The sequence below is a fragment of the Synechococcus sp. R55.7 genome (genome assembly GCF_047461955.1).
Lineage (GTDB): Bacteria > Cyanobacteriota > Cyanobacteriia > Thermostichales > Thermostichaceae > Thermostichus.
Genome location: NZ_JANSIC010000212.1, coordinates 1 through 1,329 on the forward strand (window position 1 = coordinate 1; position 1,329 = coordinate 1,329).

Genomic DNA, 1,329 nt, shown 5'->3' on the forward strand with positions numbered 1-1,329 from the left:
CGCAACACCAGGGCTAGAGCAGTCCCTTGGGATCCCGTCTCGACCAACCGCAAGTCCCCCCCGTGGGCCTGCAGGATGCGCCTGGCGATATATAGCCCCAGACCTCCTGAGCCGGTTGGGTAGTGGTGGCCGGCAATGTGAATGGGCTGGGTCACGTAGGGTTGGGCCAACTCTTCTAGGGGAGCCGGCAAGCCGGGGCCATCATCCTGCACCTGGATCTGGTGGGGGCTGACGATTAACACCACCGCATGGCGTGCGTAGCGCAAGGCGTTGTCCACCAGATTCACCAGCGCCCGCTCCAGCTCTGCCTCATCGGCGTTGCCCCACCCTTCTCCTTCGACTCGCAGATCGATCCCCCGCTCCTGGGCCAGGGATCCCATGCGCTCGGCCACCTTTCTGGCCAGGGATCCCAGATCACAAGGCCGAGGATGCAACTCGATCTCTCCCCGCTCCAGGCGGTGAGCCTCCACCATTTTCTGCACCAGAGAGAGATTGTGTTGATTTTCCTGCAGGATGCGATCCAGCAGAGCGCGACGTTGCTCCGGATCGAGCTGTTGATCCTGTTTAAAGGCGCTCAGCAGGTGCCCAAAGGCGATGAGGGGGGTTTTGAGGTCGTGAACGAGGGTAGCGGTAAAGGCTTCTCGCCGCATTTGATCGATCTGGATCTGGCGCAGCAACTGGGCAAAAGCCTGCCGCAAGATCAGGGCTTCCTGGGGATCCCCGGGGCGGAGCAGCAGATTCCAACGGGCGGGCTGGTTAATCAAGGTTTCCAAATGAGCCAACTCGCGGGCCAGCAGGGTGAGGGGGCGCAAAATCATGGAGGACAGAGCATAGCCCACCACCGCCGACAGCACCGCCAGCAACGGGATCCACAGCAGCAGCAGGAGGATCCCTTCAGCGCTGAACTGCGTGTCGGGCCAGATCCACTGCACCGACAGGATGAAAACCAAGTTGGGGACGAACGAAAGGCTGGCAATGACCAATGCCACCTGGGTGCGCAGGCTGTGGGGAAAGCGGCGGCGCCAAAACTCAAGTAGGCGGAGTAGTTGCTGTTTCAAACTCGGTGTGCTCGCTTTGACAAGACCTGCTTGAATAGTGAACCAACCGTAGGCAAAGAATAAACATCCCCTCACGGTCAAGGCTGAAGAGTTCTTTCCTAGGTCTTAGAATGACCGTTATGTCTTGAGCCACTTCATCCCCATGAATAAAGAAGGATGCCGTAACCCCAGCTTTTAGGATACCCAGCTACCCCATTCTTTAGAGAAGCCGCGCCGTATTCCGGTTGGCAAAGCTGTGGACATCACGGCAAAGAAAGACAGCTTGATCCCC

At 58.8% G+C, this 1,329-nt stretch carries 1 protein-coding gene; it reads right to left on the reverse strand.

Features of this window, described 5'->3' with window-relative positions:
* The coding region (locus NW820_RS10410; protein ID WP_414407442.1) for a sensor histidine kinase at positions 1 to 1,058 on the reverse strand (1,058 nt) is incomplete at its 3' end.
* Positions 1,059 to 1,329: the final 271 nt, after the last annotated feature.